We start from the raw sequence: 17382 nt of genomic DNA on the forward strand, positions 1-17382 counted from the left end.
GCAGGGATCCTTGATCTTCCCTCGAATTTGTTCTTGTTGCGTTCGCTTTTCTTCCGTACGCTTTCCCGAGCGATCCGCCGCAGGGACGGCGGCCATCGACAGCGATTGGGGGAACAGGATGGACGATCTGGCACACGACCATATCCGCGCCTTCATTGCCCGGACGCGCGTCGCGGAGATGAAGAGCCGCGGCTGGCGGGTTCTCGGCCCCGGCGAGGAAGGCTCCCTGCTGATGGAAGGCCCGATGCTGGCGGGACGGGCCGCAGTCGTTGACGCTCCCATCGGCGGCCTGTTCGACGATCTGATCGCCCGCGCCCTGGAACGTGCCGATGCCCGCGACCGCGTCGCCGCCCGCCGTGCGGCGTGACCAACTTTTCCCGACCAACTTTTCCTGGCCAACTTTTCCTGGCCAACTTTTTCGGGAATAAGCATTTTCAGGGAGTTGCACTTGCCCAACCGGGTTGGCGGGACTGCACCCTTCGGTAGTCCCTCCCCCCAATTCCCTCGGGCGGTCTGAGCAACCGGACATAGCGGTGCGTGTTATCATGCTGCATGCTACCCGCCAGGGCATCCGACGATGGCCTGATGCGGCAGGGATCGGAAACGTCGCCCTAGACGTTGGAGGTAATCCGGTGGAGAGGCCGCAACCCGTGCGGCCATAGATCGGAAGTACCCCCGAAGATACCACCTGCCGCATAGTCGCGTTAGGAAGTCTTTAACTGGCCCGATGGCTTGATTGGTCTATCGGGAACGCTCAGGCCAAGGGAGATTTACATGATCGGCGCCGTCAACTCCAAGAAGATCAACGCTTCTTCAGCGGCCCATATCGCGCTTCTCGACCAATTCATTCGATTGACGCAAGACACCATCGTCGAACAGGACGATGCTTTTGTCCGCGACAGCCTGGTCGATCTTCTGTCCAACCTGCGAAACGAGCGTGCCGACTATGCCGAGATCATCGGCGCGTCCGCATTGAACCGCGCCGTCTGATCCATCGGCGGATCACGTCGTCCTACTCTTCCCCGGCACCGACTTCCGCCGCGAGATTGGACAGGGCGTCCCCGGTCAGCCGGTAGGGCAACCATTCCTTAATCTGGCGGAAGCCGACCCGGTCATAGAAGCCACGCGCCGGATTCCAATCCAGAACGCTCAGATCCACCCGGCGATAGCCGCGCTCCACCGCGCTCTTCGCCACCGCGGCCAGCAGCTTGCGGCCGACGCCGTAGCGGCGGGCGTCCGGCGTGACATAGAGGTCCTCGACATAAAGGCCCGGCCGCCCCTCCCAGGTCGAGAAGTTGCGGAAGGTCAGGGCGAATCCGACCGGCGCGCCGTCCAGTTCGGCGATCAGCGCCTCGAACACCGGCTGCGGCCCCCAGCCGTCGCGGCGGAAATCCTCCTCGGTCGCCTTGACCGCATCGGCCTCGCGCTCGAACTCCGCCAGTTCGCGGACGAAGCGCAGGATGGTGGAGCAATCCTCCTCGACGGCGGGGCGGATGGTGACGGTCGGCATCGGCGATGAGCTCCCTCGGCAAAGCAAAATCGGCAGGGCGAAATCGGCAGGGTGAAACGAAACGGGGAGCGGACCATAGCCCGCTCCCCGCACTTTCGCATCCCCGTTGAACGGATGCCGTCAGTCGTCGCCGCCGCCCTTCAGGTCGAGCAGGCTGCGCAGTTCCTGCACGCGGCGTTCGGCGCTGTGTTCGGCCAGCACCCGCTTGCGCGCCCGGCGACCGAGGTCGGTCAGGTGGTTGCGCGGCAGCATCATCGCCGTGGTCACGTCGTCGGTCTGGGCCGCCACCAGAATCTCGCGGCCGGGTTCAAAAAAGCTGTCCAGCCCCTCCCACTGGTCGGCGACGATGGCGGACCCGCAGGCGGCGGCCAGGAACAGGCGGTCGGACGGACACCAGCCGATTCTGCGTTCGTCGTCCCGGGCCAGCGTCAGCGCGAGGCTGGCCGAGGCAAGCACATCGGCATACCGCGCCGGGTCAAGGTCGGGGAAGGTCAGGATGTTGGGCGCGCGCGGCACGCCGTCCGGCAGATCGGCGCCGACCAGTGCGAAGCGGCGGCGGGTCAGCCGCTGGGCCGGGTCGATGAAGAAGCTGTCCAACCCCTCGCGGATGCCGTCGGGGCCACCGACGATGCAACAAAGGTCGGCGAGATACTCGCGCTTGAAGTCGCCGGGCTTGTCGACCTCCGGCACGACCCAGGGGTAGAGCGGCGCCACCGACTCGGCCCCGGCCTTGGCGCGGTAGCGGTCGAGCGCCGGCCCGCCGCAGGAGGCCAGCACCATGTCGAAACCGGCCAGCCCGTCGGCCGGCAGATGGGCCACCGCATCGCCCGCCTCCAGCGCGGTCAGGCTGACCGCGGCCTCCGGATCATAGAGCACGCGGCGCGGCGTTTTGGACTGGCGGACGAGGTCGGCGGCAAGGCGGGCGTCCGGCCCCTGCGCCACCACCAGCGCGACCCCGGCGTCGTCGGCCTGCGCCGCCGCCTCCACCGCCACATCGTCCCAGGCGCCGTAGGACAGCACGTCGCCGCCGGGAATGGTCCAGGGGATGACGGGGCCGGGGCCGGCCCGTTCGACCGCGACGACCCGATGGCCGCGGATCGCCAGCCCGTGGATCAGCGCACGCCAGCGCATGCTGTGCCTGCCCCCCTGGCGATACCCGTTGGTCAAGCCGAAGATCACGATTTTCATGGCGTCGGCACCCTTGGCGTTCCGTGGCGGGAGGCGGCCTCTTCAGCGAAGCGCCTCCAGATCAACGCGATTGAGGAAGACGGTGTTCCGGCTTTCAATCCCGTCCCGCCGGCCCCGCCGGGCATGCAGTCTGCGGGGACACGGTGCCGGAAAGCGGAGACCCGCCGGACGGGAATTGTGAAAGCGTTGCATTGGAATTTGATATGGACCGGCCGGACGGCCCTGCAAGCGTATGCCCGCCGCAATAGGGGTTTCCACCGCAGGGCTGCCCATTTGGCGCCAGGCCCGCCCATTTGCCGGTTGAGCCTTGCCGCCGGGCGCCTTAGGGTCACGGCCCGGCTTCCCTTCCGATCACGGTCGAGCGCATGCGAGTCCCGTTCCGTCATCCCGCCCGCCTCCTTCTCGCCACCCTGCTGATGGCCGGCTGCCAGAGCACCGGCGCCACCGCTCCGGTCGCCACCGGCGCCGCGGCCCCCGCCGCGTCGGCACCGCTCCAGCCCGTGGCGCAGCAGCCAGCCTCCTTACCCGAATGGCTGGCGGCACTGCGTGCCGAGGCGCTGAGCCAGGGCATCCGTCCGCAAACCTTCGACCGCGCCTTTCAGCGGGTGAAGCTGTCCGACCGCGTCGTCGAACTGGATGGCGCCCAGCCCGAGTTCACCCGGCAAGTGTGGCAGTATTTGGACAGCGCCGTGAATGAAAAGCGCGTCCAGGATGGCCGGCAGAAGTTGCAGGAGCATGCGGCGTTGCTTTCCCGCATCACCCGCCGCACCGGCGTTCCGGGAGAGATCCTGGTCGCCTTCTGGGGGGTGGAATCGGATTTCGGCAAGTCGACCGGCAACTTCTCGGTCATCGACGCGCTGACGACGCTGGCCTTCGAGGGCCGGCGCGCCGCCTATTTCCGCTCGGAGCTGCTGGCGGCCCTGCGCATCCTGGACTCCGGCGACATCCCGCCGGAGCGGATGACCGGCTCCTGGGCCGGCGCCATGGGCCAGACCCAGTTCATGCCGACCGTCTTCCTGCGCAACGCGGTGGACGAGGACGGCGACGGCCACCGCGACATCTGGGGCAGCATGCCCGACGTGCTGGCCTCCACAGCCAAGTTCGTGCTGGCCAATGGCTGGCGCCCCGGCGAGTCCTGGGGGCAGGAGGTGCGGCTGCCCGACGGCTTCCCCTATGATCAGGCGGAGCTGAGCATCACCAAGCCACTGTCGGACTGGCGCCGGCTGGGCGTGCGTCCGCTGGACGGCGGCGAACTGGGCGGAGAGGGGACGGCCTCGATCCTGGTGCTGGCCGGGCACCGCGGGCCGGCCTTCCTGGTGCGCGACAATTTCCGCGCGATCATGCGCTACAACCCGTCGACCAGCTATTCGCTGGCCGTCGCCATGCTGGCCGACCGCATGACCGGCAAGCCGGGCGTCCGCGGGTCCTGGCCGCGCGAGGAACAGGCGCTGAGCAAGCACGAGCGTGTCGACCTGCAACAGCGGCTGGCGTCGCTGGGGCTGGAGCCGGGTGCCGCCGACGGCATCGTCGGGGCGAACACCCGCAACGCGGTGCGGCGGTTCCAGGCGTCGGTCGGCGAAATCCCCGACGGCTTCGCCACCAAGGCGCTGCTGGAGCGGCTGCGGCAGCGGTCGTGAGGGTGAGACGAGCCGGGGCGGTGGCTGACACTACCGCCCGGCCATCCCCTCACCCCCGACACTGCCACGCAGCAACCCCCAGGCCGCCGGCAGCAGGACCGCCGCGATCCCGGCGCCGACCAGCGCGTCGGGTGCGCCGTCCAGCAGAAGCCAGCTCGCGCCCAGCCCGATCAGACCGGCGCCGAGCGGCAGCACGTCCTTCCGCGCACACAGCCAGATCGCCCGCAGGGTGAGCGTGCCGCGACGGCCGGCGAACAGCAGGGTCGCGGTCGCCACCGTCACGCCGATCGCCAGCAGCAGGGCGAGGCTGGCGAGCGACACGTCGGGGATCGCCATGCCGGCGATGCTGCGCCCCGCCGTCACCACCAGCGCCACCGACGCGGCGGCCAACGCCACCCCATGCAGCATCGACAGGCGGGTGCGCCGGTCCGGCCGGCGGCCCAGCCCGACCAGCGTCACCGCATGGCCGGCGGCGTGGTTCAGCACCAGCAGAGCGGCGGCCCACAGGGTGACAGCCTGCGTCGCATTGGCGGCGGCGAGCAGCAGGGTACCGAGAAGGCCATTCACCACCATCGCCATCCGCATGGTGTGCTTCAGATCCTCCGACCCGCCGGACGGACGCGACGCACCTCCGCCACAGGAGCCGCCGCCACAGGCTCCACCACCGCACCCGCCATCCATCGCACCGCCCCTCCCCATCGATCAGGGGAAATCATAGGGGCGGCAGGCGGGGGCGTCCACAGTCATCAGGATTTTCTGATATGCAAAGACCCCATCCCTGCCGCATCGAAAGAGGTGGGCCGCCGGGCGGGCTACCCTTTCGAACGGCGGCACGGCTAACCCGGCCCACCGAACGGTGCAGGGGCTGTCTCATTGGGCGCTTACCCGTCCCCCTCCATGAAAAGCGGACCGTCGAGGCGGATATCGGGACAGACACAGCCGCATCATCGGAACCACTCCATGACGAAGCGCCCCGCCTCCCCCCTCAAGATCCTGATTGTCGACGACAATCCGCTGTTGCAGCGGGCGTTGAAGGACATGCTGGGGCTGTGGGGCGTCGGCCAGATCACCGCGGTCGGCAGCGGGCAGGAGGCCAAGGACGCGCTGCGGCGCGAGGTCTTCGACCTGATGGTGACCGACTGGGTGATGGAGCCGGTGGGCGGCGCGCAGCTGATCCAATGGATCCGCCAATCGCCGGGCAGCCTGCGGCCCACCATGCCGATCATCGTGCTGACCGCCAACGCCGATCTCGCCACCGTGCGCAGCGCCTGGGATGCCGGCGCCGATTCCGTGCTGGCCAAGCCGGTGCCGGCCGCCACCCTGGCCCGCCGCATCGACGCGGTGCTGAACCGCCGCGACGGCGCCGTCCGCACCGGCGGTACGGAGCCCCGCGGCGACACCGCGCGTCCGGCCGCCAGCGGCGCAGCGCAGTTGCCGCCTCCGGCGCGCACCTCGATCATCCCGCCGACCGCGCTTCCGGCCTCCACCCTGCCGCCGGACCGCAACGCCGCCGCCATGCGCAGCGAGGATCCGAAACGGGTGCGTCTGCTGCTGGCGCTCGACAAGCTGGAAGCGGCGATCGACCGGCCGGACCCGATCGGCAGCCGGCTTCGCCACGCCCTGTCGGACCTGCAAGTCGCCACCGCGGGCGATTCCGCCGCCTCCTCCGTCGTCGCGTCGCTGTCCACCTGCGTCACCTGGGTGGAGCCGGACATCGAAGGCTATGTCGACGCGCTCCAGGCCCATGCCGCCGCCCTGCGCTGGCTGGCGGGATCGGACGGCGGCACCCAGTCGATGGCGGTGGCGCTGTGCCTGATCCGCACGCTGCGCGCCAGCGTCCGCACCCTCGCCGCCCGCGGACAATCCGACTTCGGCAATTGGCCGGAAGCCGGCAACCCGACTCCTCCGGGAAAATCCCCCCTCACCGGCCGCTGAGTCCGCCCCCATATCGTCTGGACAAGGTCTGGGCGAAAGGGGCACGGAGCGGGAATTTCCGCAAGGCAGGGCATTCCATACGCTCCGTTACGGAAGACCGGCGGTTGCCGCGCCGTTCCTTGCTTTTTGCAGGACGGCCCGCCGCAGCCGTTGCGATATAAGACAGCCTTCATTACCTTTTTGCCCAGCGAACAAATCGGCTCCCCAGCACTCCGCAACGGAGCTTGCCAGGCTGCCGACCGATGGGAGGGAAAGAAGAATGGCGGCCTCAACCGTATCGCTGGCAACTGTCTCGTTGGAAGACAAGTACGCGCTCGAACAGGGCCGTGTTTACCTCACCGGCACCCAGGCGCTGGTGCGCCTGCCGATGATGCAGCGCCAGCGCGACCTCGCCGCCGGGCTGAACACCGGCTGCTTCATTTCCGGCTATCGCGGTTCGCCGCTGGGCGGCTTCGACCAGAATCTGTGGAACGCCCGCAAGTTCCTGGAAAAGAACCACATCCGGTTCCAGCCCGGCGTGAACGAGGAGCTGGGCGCCACCGCCGTCTGGGGCAGCCAGCAGGTCGGCATGTTCAAGGGCGCCAAATATGACGGCGTCTTCGCCATGTGGTACGGCAAGGGCCCCGGCGTCGACCGCTCCGGCGACGTGTTCAAGCATGCCAACGCGGCGGGTACGTCGAAGCACGGCGGCGTGCTGGTGCTGACCGGCGACGACCACAACTGCAAGTCCTCCACCTTCCCGCACCAGTCCGAACACGCCTACATGCACGCGATGATCCCGGTGCTGAACCCGTCGGGGGTGCAGGAGATCCTGGATTACGGCCTGATCGGCTGGCAGATGAGCCGCTATTCCGGCTGCTGGATCGCCATGAAGACGATCGCGGAGACGGTGGACACCTCCGCGTCGGTCTACATCGATCCGCACCGCGTCTCCCCCGTCGTCCCGACCGATTTCGAGCTTCCGCCGGGCGGCCTGAACATCCGCTGGCCCGACCCGCCGCTGGAGCAGGAATACCGGCTGATGAAGCACAAGCTGTACGCCGCCCTGGCGTTCGCGCGTGCCAACAAGCTGGACCGGGTGGTGATGGAGAGCCCGCGACCGCGCTTCGGCATCGTCACCACCGGCAAGAGCTATCTCGACGTCCGGCAGGCCTTCGACGAACTGGGCATCACCGAGGAGATGGCCGCCGATTGGGGCATCACCGTCTACAAGGTCGGCATGCCCTGGCCGCTGGAGCGCGACGGCGTCCGCCACTTCGCCGAGGGTCTGGAAGAGATCGTCGTGGTCGAGGAGAAGCGCGCGGTCATCGAGAACCAGCTGAAGGAACAGCTCTACAACTGGAACCCCGACGTCCGCCCGAAGGTGGTCGGCAAGTTCGACGAGCAGGGCGAGTGGATCCTGCCGAGCGCCGGCGAACTGACCCCGGCGCAGATCGCCGTGGTGATCGGCCGCCGCCTGCAACGCTTCATCGAGAACGAGACCCTCGCCCGCCGCATCGCCTTCCTCGACGCGCAGGAGAAGCAGAAGGCCCATGTGGCGCGCGTGGTGCGCAAGCCGACCTTCTGTTCCGGCTGCCCGCACAACACCTCCACCGTCGTGCCGGAGGGCAGCCGGGCGCTGGGCGGCATCGGCTGCCATTACATGGCGACGTGGCTCGACCGCTCGACCGACACCTTCACCCAGATGGGCGGCGAAGGCGTACCGTGGGTCGGGCAAGCCGCCTTCACCGACGAGAAGCACATCTTCGCCAATCTGGGCGACGGCACCTATTTCCATTCCGGCGTGCTGGCGATCCGGCAGGCCATCGCCGCCAAGGTGAACATCACCTACAAAATCCTCTTCAACGACGCGGTCGCCATGACCGGCGGCCAGCCCTTCGACGGCTCGCTGACCGTGCAGTCCATTGCTCATGTCCTGCGGGCGGAGGGCGTGCAGCGCATCACCGTCGTCAGCGACGAGCCGGAGAAATACGGCATCGGCAACGGCCTGCCGCAATTCACCACCGTCGAGCATCGCGACGACCTCGACCGCGTGCAGAAGGAGATGCGCGAGGTTCCCGGCGTCAGCGTCCTGATCTATGACCAGACCTGCGCCACCGAGAAGCGCCGCCGCCGCAAGCGCGGCAAGATGGTCGACCCGGCCAAGCGCGTGGTGATCAACGAGCTGGTCTGCGAAGGCTGCGGCGACTGTTCCGCCAAGTCGTCCTGCGTGTCGGTGATCCCGCAGGAGACCGAGTTCGGCCGCAAGCGCCAGATCGACCAGTCGAGCTGCAACAAGGATTATTCCTGCACCAAGGGCTTCTGCCCCAGCTTCGTGACGGTCGAGGGTGGACAGCTGCGCAAGCCGAAGCCGGCGGCGGCGAAGTCGGCGGACGGCGCTGGGCTGCCCGCCCCCGCCATGCCCGCTTACGACAAGACCTGGAGCCTGTATGTCACCGGCGTCGGCGGCACCGGCGTCGTCACCATCGGCGCGCTGCTGGGTATGGCCGCCCACATCGAGGGCAAGGGCGTCGGCGTGCTCGACATGACCGGGCTGGCGCAGAAGGGCGGCGCCGTCACCAGCCACATCCGCATCGCCAACAAACCGGAGGATATCCACTCCGTCCGCATCGCCGCCGGCGGAGCCGACGCGGTGCTGGGTTGCGACCTGATCGTCGCGGCGGCGGGCGACGGGCTGTCGAAGATGACCGCCGGCCGCACCCGCGCGGTCATCAACACCCATGACAGCATCACCGCCGACTTCATCAAGAAGCCGGACATGGTGATCCCGGTCCGCGATCTGGTCGGGGACATCCGCAAGGCCTGCGGCGGCGAGGGCAATGTCGACGCCTTCGACGCGACCAAGCTCGCCACCGCTCTGCTCGGCGACAGCCTGTACGCCAACCCCTTCCTGATGGGCTATGCCTGGCAGAAGGGCCTGATCCCGCTGAGCGAGGAATCGATCCTCAAGGCGATCGAGCTGAACGGCGTGGCGGTGAAGCTGAACCTCGACGCCTTCCAGTGGGGCCGCCGCGCCGCCGTCGATCTGGCATCGGTGGAAGCCGCCGCGAAGCCGCAGGAGGTGGCGCCGACCGCCCAGTCGCTGCTGCTCGACCAGCGCCGCCCATCCGCCAGCCTGGACGAGGTGATCGAGCGCCGCCACCGCTTCCTGGTCGATTACCAGGACGCCGCCTATGCCGCCCGCTTCCACGCGCTGGTCGACTGGACCCGCCGGACGGAACAGCAGAAGGTCCCCGGCTCCACCGCGCTGACCGAAGCGGTCGCCCGCGCCCACTTCAAGCTGATGGCCTACAAGGACGAGTATGAGGTGGCGCGGCTCTACACCGACAGCGGCTTCGTCGAAAATGTCCAGCGGATGTTCGAGGGCGACTGGAAGCTGACCTTCCACATGGCCCCGCCGGTGATGGGCGAGACCGGCGAGGACGGGGCTGAGCCGAAGAAGAAGAGCTTCGGCCCGTGGATGCTGCCGGTCCTGCGCCTGCTGGCCAAGGGCAAGCGCCTGCGCGGCACCCGCCTCGACCCGTTCGGCCGCACCGCCGAGCGCCGCCAGGAGCGCGCCTTGATCGCCGAGTATGAGGCGGTGGTGGGCGAACTGCTGAACGGCCTGACGGCCGAGCGGCTGGAGCTTGCGGTGGAAATCGCGAAGCTGCCGATGGAGATGCGCGGCTACGGCCCGGTCAAGGCCCGCAACGTGTCGGTCGCGAAGGCGAAGGAAGCCAAGCTGCTGGAAGCCTTCCGCGCCCCGGTCGCCGCCCCGCAGCCGCTGGCGGCGGAGTGACGGCGTCGGGGTTGCCGATCAGGTGAGGCGATGCAGCGCAGCGCCCTCCCCGCCTTGTGTGGGGAGGGCGTTTTCGTTTCAGGGTCGCTTGGAACCGGCGGTCATCTTCCAGATCGCGACGAAGAACAGCGCGGTGCCGAGCAGAGCGGCATAGAGGACGACGGTCGGATGGAAGATGAAGCCAATCGGCAGGATCAGGAGCAGGACAGCCGCGCCGAGCAGCCCGAGCAGGAAAATGCCGGGGTTGAACCGTTCGTAGACCGGTGCGTTCAGGTCGATGTGGATGGCCATGATGCGCTCCATTCCGATGCCGCGATGCGCGGCCTTGAGTGAGGAATATGAGCGAAGGCTAATGTTTAGGGTTGTCGCCGGCATTGCGAATTCGCAACGGATTCGTCCTGCTCCCCGGCCTGCTTTCGGCCTGATCGCGGAAAGATCGGTCCGGCCGGACAAGGGCACGCCGATCTGCCGTATTTTTCCTATCGCATAGCCATATCGTTCGCTTGCCCACTGAGTTGCGCATGATAAGACAGGCAGGACCGAAGCGGGACGCCCGTCCGGCTGGCCGATGGAGAGACCGGGTGGCAGAGCAGCAGACGGCGCTGGATGTATCGGCGCAAAGCGAGGACCGCTATCGCGCCCTGTTCAACGCTCTCGAAGACGGGTTCTGCATCATCGAGTTCAGTGAGGATGCCGCCGGCAACCTTACCGATTACATTCACGTCGAGGCCAACGACGGCTACGAGCGGCAGACCGGCATCCGGAACATCGTCGGCATGGCGGTGCGCGATCTCGCCCCTAACGAGGCGGACGGCTGGATCGAGCTGTATGGCAACGTCCTGCGCACCGGTGAGCCGATCCGGTTCGAGCGCTATTTCGCACTGGTCGAACGCTATATCGAAGTGTCGGCCGCGAGGGTGGAACCGGTCGACCGGCGTCAGGTCTCCGTCCTGTTCCGCGACATCACCGCGCGGCGCCGGGCGGAAGAGGCTCTGCGGGTCAGCGAGGCGCTGGCGCGGGAGAATGTGCAGCGCGTCCAGCTGGCGCTGGCGGCCGGCGCCATCATCGGCACCTGGATTTGGGACCTGCCCAACAACCGCTTCACGGTCGATCAGGCTTTCGCCGAAGCCTTCGGCCTCGACCCGTCTCTCGGCCGCGATGGGCTGAGCCTGGAACAGGTGACAGCCAGCGTCCACCCGGACGACAAACCCGGCCTGATCGCCGCGATCCAGGAGGTCGTCGCCCGCGGCGGCGCCTATGCCCACCAGTATCGGGTGAAGCGGGCGGACGGAAACTATTACTGGCTGGAGGCGAACGGCCGGGTGGAGCTTGGCCCGGACGGCAAGGCGTCCAGCTTTCCCGGCGTGCTGCTGGATGTTCAGGAGCGCCGTGCGGTGGAGGCGGAGCGCGACCGGGCGGCGGCGGCGCTGCGCGCGCTGAACGAGACGCTGGAGCAGCGCGTCGCCGAGCGCACCGCCGAGCTGATGCGGGCCGAGGAGCAGCTGCGCCAGTCGCAGAAGATGGAGGCGGTCGGGCAGCTGACCGGCGGGCTGGCCCACGATTTCAACAATCTGCTCGCCGGCATCTCGGGCGCCCTGGAACGCATCGCCGCCCGCGTCGACCAGGGCCGCGTCAACGAGCTGGACAAGTTCATCATCGCCGCCCAGGGCGCGGTGCGGCGGGCGGCGGCGCTGACCCACCGGCTGCTCGCCTTCTCCCGCCAGCAGACGCTGGCGCCGAAGGCGGTCAACATGAACCGGCTGGTCGGCGGCATGCTGGAGCTGATCCAGCGCACGGTGGGGCCGGGCATCCAGGTGGAGATGGTCGGAATGTCCGGCCTGTGGGCGACGATGGTCGACCCCTCGCAGCTGGAGAATTCGCTGCTGAACCTGTGCATCAACGCCCGCGACGCCATGCCGGGCGGCGGGCGCATCACCATCGAGACCGGCAACCGCTGGATCGACCATGAGGGGGCGCGGCAGCAGGACATGCAGCCCGGCCAGTATGTCTCGCTCTGCGTGTCGGACAACGGCACCGGCATGACGCCGGATGTCATCGAGAAGGCGTTCGACCCCTTCTTCACCACCAAGCCGATCGGCCAGGGCACCGGGCTCGGCCTGTCGATGATCTACGGCTTCGCCAAGCAGTCGGGCGGGCATGTGAAGATCTATTCGGAGGTTGGCGCAGGCACCATGGTGTGCCTGTACCTGCCCCGCCACCGCGGCGAGGCCGAGGAGGAGGAACCCCGCGAGGAAACGGCGGTCAGCCCGCCGGCGCGGGTCGGCGAGACCGTTCTGGTGGTGGACGACGAGCCGAGCCTGCGGCTGATGGTGATGGATCTGCTGAGCGACCTGGGCTATGCGGCGATCGAGGCGGCGGACGGCGCCGCCGGCCTGCGGGTCCTGCAATCGGAGGCGCGGATCGATCTGGTGGTGACCGACGTCGGCCTGCCCGGCGGCATGAATGGCCGCCAGATGATCGATCTGGCCCGCGTCGGCCGTCCGAAGCTGAAGACGCTGTTCATCACGGGCTTCGCCGAAAACGCGCTACTGAACAACGGGCAGTTGGAACCGGGCATGTCGGTGCTGACCAAGCCCTTCGCCATGGACGTGCTGGCGGCACGGATCAGGGAGCTGATCGCGGGGTGAGCGGCGGTTTGCCGCCCGCCGGTCAGACCGGCAGGCCGCACCCCTCGCCGTGGACCGTACGGTTGCGGCCGCTGCCCTTGGCGCTGTAGAGCGCCTTGTCGGCGCGGCTCAGAATGTCGCTGACCGACGTGTGGCGTTCGTCCAGACAGGCGATGCCGATGCTGATCGTCACGGTTATCGAATGGCCGGCTCCAAGATCGATCAAGGTGTCCGCAACCGCCTGCCGCAGGCTTTCCGCGACCGCGAACGCGCCGTTTCCGTCGGTTTCCGGCAGGATGATGGCGAACTCCTCGCCACCGATGCGGGCGAAGGTATCGGTTTCCCGCAAGCGCCTCCGAATCAGCCGGGTGATGCCGATCAGCACGGCGTCGCCGGCATTGTGTCCGTGCGTGTCGTTGACCGTCTTGAAATGGTCGATGTCGAGGATGACGAGGCTGAAGTCGCGTCTGTAGCGGCGATGGCGCGCCAGTTCGGTCTCCGCCACCGAAATGAAACGGCGGCGGTTGGGAATCCGGCACAATGGATCCGTTTCGGCCAGAACGACCAGTTCCTCCTCCCGCCGCTTCAGCGCGCGATGAGCCTCCGCCAACTCCTCATGCGCGGTCTTGAGTTCCGCGTTCATCGTCTTGACGGTCGCGTATTCCCGGAAAACCGTGTGGATCGCGACGCGGGCCGCCAACGCGGCAAGAATCAGCAGGATGGTTCCGCCCAGGCCGATCAGGTATCCCAGCAGGGCAGCCGAATTGGAACGGGCGAACGCCGCCTCCTGTTCGACCATGGCCACGACGAACAGGCCATATTGCCGCAACTTCTGATAGCCAGCGATCCGATGAACACCGTCAATGTAGCTGGTCACCTCGAACACCCCGGACTCGGGGGCTTGCGGATCCATGTATGGACGCGGCTCCACAACCTTTCCAAGATATTGCTCGTCGTAATTTCCGCCGAGCACCCGGGACAGCAATGTCCGATCCTGGCGCAGAAGCGCGATCACGTCCTTCCCGGCCATGGAAATCGACTCCGAGAATCGTCCCAGGTAATAGGGATCGATCGAAAGAACGATCACCCCGTCGAACTCGCCACGGTCGTTGAAGATTTTGCGGGTGAACTGGATCGACCATTTCTGCGAGACCCGGCCAAGCAGAGGTCTGCTGATGAACAGGAAATCCCCATCCTGTTCGAGATGGACACGGAAATGTTCCCGGTCCGAAAGATCGACGCCGTTGGTGACTTTTTGCAGATTTGAAAAGACAAGGCGACCATCACGACCGATGACCGCCACTTGGAACAGAAGATCCGGGCTGAGTACCGAGAATATCTCCTGTGATTTTGATATAATTCCCGAATTCTCTCTGACATACTCGCGCCGCAGCATCTGTGCAGCCTGATCGATCTGGCGAATTGTTCTTATAAGATATTCGTGATAGGCCTTCGCCATCATCCTGGCGTTCGTTTCCGCAACCTGCCCATCCAGATCGCGATAGGTGCTGATGTTGTGGAAGACGAAGCTCCAAAGCACCATTGTCGAGACGACGAAGGTCGCCGTCAGAGCGCCAAGCCAGACATTTCGATGACGACGACCTCTCTCCACGGATTTCAAACCCTCAAAATTCACCAACGAGAATCGGAGAAGACTGTTGACCAATAAGACTTTCGATAATCGAACCAAGTCTATTGGTATTAGACAGAAAGCCGCGATTCAGTTTCACGATGGATACATTGTTTTTATATTTTGTAATTTTTAAATCCGTCTCTTATAGGAAAAAGCCAGATCCAGATCGTTCCGAATCTAAAGCAACGATGATTAATTCCAACTCTTTGCAATGAAGGATCGGGTCTTGCCTGGACTGCCGGGATGATTGGCTGAAATCCCGTGGGTCAGGACCAGAACGGTCGGACATGAACAATCAGGGGATGTGCCCCCCCCCCTGGAGGTTGACCGCGCGGACGCCCCACGCCGTCAGATCACCGATGTCATGCGTCGAGCCGCACCGGAAAGCGCAGCAGGAACCGCGCGCCCTTCTCCCTGCCGTCCTCCAGCGCGATGCTGCCGCGCATGGTGCCGGTCATGATGTTGGCACAGATGCTGAGCCCCAGCCCGCTGGCGCCCAGGCCGCGCTTCGTCGTGAAGAAGGGGTCGAAGATGCGGGACCGGATGTCGGCAGGAATGCCCTTGCCGTCGTCGGCATAGTGCATCTCGATCCAGCCGGCCGGTTCCTCGCGGGCGGACAGCAGGATGCGGCCGGTCTCGCCCTCGTCATAGGCGTGAACCAGCGCGTTGATGATCAGGTTCGACAGCACCTGTGCGAAGGATCCGGGATAGCCGTCGACGATCAGGCCGGCGGGGATGTCCAGTTCCACCGTCACCCCGGTGCCGCGCAGGCGGGGACGCAGGCTCAGCAGCACCTCGTCGACATAGGCGGCGAGGTCGAAGGGGCGGCGCTCGCCGCTCGCCTGATCGGAGGCGACCTGCTTGAAGCTCTGGATCAGGCCGGTGGCGCGCTCGATGTTCGACAGGATCATCCGCGTCGATTCCCAGGCGACGTTGAGGAATTCCTGGAAATCGCTGCGGCGGATCCGGTTCTCCTCGAACAGGGTGCGGATGCGGCCGACCTCCTCGCCCAGATGGGAAATGGCGGTCAGGGTGACGCCGATCGGGGTGTTCACCTCATGCGCGACACCGGCCACCAGCTGGGCAAGGGACGCCAGCTTCTCGGCCTGGATCAGGCTGGCCTGGGCGTCGCGCAGTTCGGCCTCCGCCCGCTTCCGCGCGGTGATGTCCAACGCCACGGTGACGATGTGGGTGACCTCGCCGCCCTCGTCGGTCAGCGGCATCTTGGTGGTCAGCCAGTCGCGCATCGCGCCGTCGCCATCGGGCGCGCGGTCTTCGTGAAAGGGGACGCCCTGGCCGCTGTCCACCACCAGCCGGTCGAAGGCGACGGCGCGGTCGGTCGCCGGTCCGGGCGGCGGCGCGGCGGCCGGACCATAGGTGTCGCGGTAGAAGCGGTTGGTCAGCCGCACCGTGCCGTCGCGGTCCTTGACGTCGATCAGCGCCGGAATGGCGTCGATGACGCCGGTCAGGATCTCGCGGCTCTGGCGCAGTGCCTCGTCGGCGATGACGCGGTCGGTGATGTCGGTGAAGGTCCGCACCTGCCCGCCGTCCGGCAGCGGCACCACCCGCACCTCGATGAAGCGGCCGTCGCCCTGCGGGCGGGCATAGACGAACTCGCGCTCCGGCCGGCCGATGCGGTCCATCAGGTAGCGGGTCTTGGCATCGAGATCGTCGCCCAGATCGGGGGCGCCGGCCGGAAGATCGACCAAGCCGCTGGCGATCTGGTGACGCACGACATCGGACAGCGCCGGGTTGCCGCGCATCACCTCCTCCGGCACGCCCAGGATGTCCAGCGAATTGCTGTTCCAGGCGATGTAGCGAAGGTCGCGGTCGAGCAGGACGATGCCCTGCCCCATATTCTCCAGCGTCAGGCGCAGCATATGGCGCTGAAGCGCAAGCTCGTCCTCCGCCCGCCTGCGCTCGGTCACGTCTGAGTAGGTGCGGACGAAGCCGCCGGCGGAGGTCAGGCGGGTCCGCACCTCCAGCACGCGGCCATCGGGGCGGCGGTGCTCATAGAGCGGCGGGTCGGCCCGGCGGGCCCGATCCAGATGGCGGTCGGCGATGGCGTCGGGGTCACCGGGGCCATACTCGCCGCGACGGGCGAGAAACTGGATGATGCGGGCATAGTTGGCACCGGGCATGTAGCCCTGCGGCACGTCGAACATCTCGTAGAGCCGGCTGTTGATGACGCGGACCGTAAGGTCGGCATCGACCAGCATCACGCCCTGGTCCATCTGCTCCAGCGCCAGCACCGCCAGATCGTCGCCGCTCAGTGGCTCCGGTCCGGGGGCGTCGGCCGGAGGGAGAGGGTTCGTCGGCAAGTCGGGGATCCGGGCTGGCAAGGTCGGCGCGCCATCCATCGTCAAGCGGGCATCATTCCGCAGTTCCGCAATCGCGTGCCCCACTGTAACAGCCCCAACCCCTCCTGCCGAGCCTTCGTCTGCGCCATGGAGTCGCAAGATCAGGACATTTGTGGGACATTTTAAGTATTTCGGAACCTTTGCCGCGCTACCCTCTTTCGAATCGTGGGAGGTTTGTGCAAGATCGTCCGATGAGCGATACTGTGCCCCCCTCCCCTTCCCTGGCTGTTCTGAGGTAACCGCCCCTTGTCCGGACTGGCCGCCCTTCCCGCACCGACCAGCGCGATGCCCAGCTCGGGCCTTGCGAAGCTGCGTCAGATGCTGGCAAGCGACGCCGCGGCGGTCCAGCCGATCCGCCGTGTCCCCGGCGAGGAGGAGCGCAAGCGCGGCAAGGACGGCACCGAGGCGACCGGCGACGCCCTGCAGGGCAGCGGACGCGCCGATGCCGAGTCGACGGCGACACGGACGAAATCGGCGGCGGGTTCGGCGGGCGGCTTCACGATCGGCGGTGCGGCGGAGGACGCCGGCCCGGTCATCGGCGGCCCGGTGCCGCTGACAGCATTGCCCAACGCCGGCTATGTCGCGCAGAGCATCCACCAGGAAGCGATGGGCAGCGGACTGACCATCGAGCCCTGGTCCGAAGCCATCGACGCCTACCGCCGCGCCGATGCCGGGGTGAACACGCCGCTGGTGACGCAGATCGCGGTCTGAGGT

The 17382-nt window shown here is 67.0% G+C and carries 13 protein-coding genes; 7 read left to right on the forward strand and 6 right to left on the reverse strand.

Going from position 1 to position 17382, the window contains the following annotated elements; translation table 11 throughout:
* The first annotated feature begins 118 nt into the window (after positions 1–118).
* Together E6C72_RS11930 and E6C72_RS11935 are read left to right on the forward strand one after the other, a co-directional pair.
* Positions 119–367 carry a hypothetical protein gene (locus E6C72_RS11930; RefSeq protein WP_109442668.1) on the forward strand — a complete coding sequence of 83 codons (249 nt, stop codon included), beginning with the start codon at positions 119–121 and terminating at the stop codon, positions 365–367.
* A 407-nt stretch (positions 368–774) separates the two neighbouring features.
* Entirely contained in the window at positions 775–990 is a 216-nt protein-coding gene (locus tag E6C72_RS11935) for a hypothetical protein (RefSeq protein WP_109442669.1), read from the forward strand.
* A gap of 22 nt (positions 991–1012) precedes the next feature.
* On the opposite strand, the gene E6C72_RS11940 is transcribed toward E6C72_RS11935, so the two are convergent.
* Positions 1013–1510 carry a GNAT family N-acetyltransferase gene (locus E6C72_RS11940; RefSeq protein ID WP_109442670.1) on the reverse strand — a complete coding sequence of 166 codons (498 nt, stop codon included), beginning with the start codon at positions 1508–1510 and terminating at the stop codon, positions 1013–1015.
* Positions 1511–1630: 120 nt separating this feature from the next.
* A complete protein-coding gene (locus tag E6C72_RS11945) occupies positions 1631–2698 on the reverse strand; it encodes a glycosyltransferase (RefSeq protein WP_109442671.1) in 1068 nt (355 codons plus the stop codon).
* A 365-nt stretch (positions 2699–3063) separates the two neighbouring features.
* Between E6C72_RS11945 and E6C72_RS11950 the strand changes: the two genes are divergently transcribed.
* Positions 3064–4335 carry a lytic murein transglycosylase gene (locus E6C72_RS11950; RefSeq protein WP_109442672.1) on the forward strand — a complete coding sequence of 424 codons (1272 nt, stop codon included), beginning with the start codon at positions 3064–3066 and terminating at the stop codon, positions 4333–4335.
* A gap of 30 nt (positions 4336–4365) precedes the next feature.
* On the opposite strand, the gene E6C72_RS11955 is transcribed toward E6C72_RS11950, so the two are convergent.
* A complete protein-coding gene (locus E6C72_RS11955) occupies positions 4366–5016 on the reverse strand; it encodes a hypothetical protein (protein WP_109442673.1) in 651 nt (216 codons plus the stop codon).
* A gap of 279 nt (positions 5017–5295) precedes the next feature.
* Here E6C72_RS11955 and E6C72_RS11960 point away from each other — a divergent pair, with 279 nt between their 5' ends.
* Both E6C72_RS11960 and E6C72_RS11965 read left to right on the forward strand, forming a co-directional pair.
* A complete protein-coding gene (locus E6C72_RS11960; RefSeq protein ID WP_109442674.1) occupies positions 5296–6270 on the forward strand; it encodes a response regulator in 975 nt (324 codons plus the stop codon).
* 259 nt (positions 6271–6529) lie between these two features.
* Positions 6530–10048, forward strand: a complete 3519-nt coding sequence (locus tag E6C72_RS11965; protein ID WP_109442675.1) for an indolepyruvate ferredoxin oxidoreductase family protein — start codon at positions 6530–6532, stop codon at positions 10046–10048.
* Positions 10049–10126: 78 nt separating this feature from the next.
* On the opposite strand, the gene E6C72_RS11970 is transcribed toward E6C72_RS11965, so the two are convergent.
* A complete protein-coding gene (locus E6C72_RS11970) occupies positions 10127–10339 on the reverse strand; it encodes a hypothetical protein (RefSeq protein ID WP_136700731.1) in 213 nt (70 codons plus the stop codon).
* Positions 10340–10629: 290 nt separating this feature from the next.
* Here E6C72_RS11970 and E6C72_RS11975 point away from each other — a divergent pair, with 290 nt between their 5' ends.
* On the forward strand, positions 10630–12696 hold the full coding sequence (locus tag E6C72_RS11975; RefSeq protein ID WP_247875898.1) for an ATP-binding protein: 2067 nt from the start codon (positions 10630–10632) through the stop codon (positions 12694–12696).
* Between the two features lie 22 nt (positions 12697–12718).
* Here the strand turns inward: E6C72_RS11975 and E6C72_RS11980 are convergent, their stop codons facing one another.
* Together E6C72_RS11980 and E6C72_RS11985 are read right to left on the reverse strand one after the other, a co-directional pair.
* Positions 12719–14311 carry a sensor domain-containing diguanylate cyclase gene (locus tag E6C72_RS11980; protein ID WP_136700733.1) on the reverse strand — a complete coding sequence of 531 codons (1593 nt, stop codon included), beginning with the start codon at positions 14309–14311 and terminating at the stop codon, positions 12719–12721.
* A 359-nt stretch (positions 14312–14670) separates the two neighbouring features.
* Positions 14671–16629, reverse strand: a complete 1959-nt coding sequence (locus E6C72_RS11985) for a PAS-domain containing protein (RefSeq protein WP_247875899.1) — start codon at positions 16627–16629, stop codon at positions 14671–14673.
* A 357-nt stretch (positions 16630–16986) separates the two neighbouring features.
* Between E6C72_RS11985 and E6C72_RS11990 the strand changes: the two genes are divergently transcribed.
* A complete protein-coding gene (locus E6C72_RS11990; RefSeq protein ID WP_247875900.1) occupies positions 16987–17379 on the forward strand; it encodes a hypothetical protein in 393 nt (130 codons plus the stop codon).
* The last annotated feature ends 3 nt before the right edge of the window (positions 17380–17382 follow it).

The sequence above is a fragment of the Azospirillum sp. TSH100 genome, assembly GCF_004923295.1.
Classification (GTDB): Bacteria; Pseudomonadota; Alphaproteobacteria; order Azospirillales; family Azospirillaceae; genus Azospirillum.